The organism is Tritonibacter sp. SIMBA_163, from assembly GCF_046535935.1.
Taxonomy (GTDB): Bacteria; Pseudomonadota; Alphaproteobacteria; order Rhodobacterales; family Rhodobacteraceae; genus Epibacterium; species Epibacterium scottomollicae.
The window spans coordinates 1-251 of record NZ_JAWJBP010000929.1 but is presented as its reverse complement, the minus strand read 5'-3'; the positions used below and the strand labels follow the sequence as shown (position 1 = coordinate 251).

General features: G+C 35.5%; 1 protein-coding gene. It reads right to left on the bottom strand.

The window, feature by feature from the left end; genetic code table 11:
* Positions 1-251 (bottom strand): hypothetical protein (locus R0J92_RS25045; RefSeq protein ID WP_411053674.1); only part of this gene is annotated, 251 nt, incomplete at both ends.

Here is a 251-nt window from a genome sequence, read left to right as displayed (position 1 = left end):
ATCATTACTAATTCCTATGTCTAATTTTCCAGAATTAAAGAAAATATTTCTTTCAATATGAACATTCTCTGTCGGATACCAAATATAAGAATAATTATACTGAGCGGTATCTTTTATAACACTGTCTCGAAGATTTAAATTCCCTACGCCGCTGCTTCCTCCGGGAGCTAATAAGCTTCCTCCATTAATATGAGCAAACTGAATATTAATAGTGGGCGGTAGCTCTTGACTAGTATAGCTTTGACTCCCTG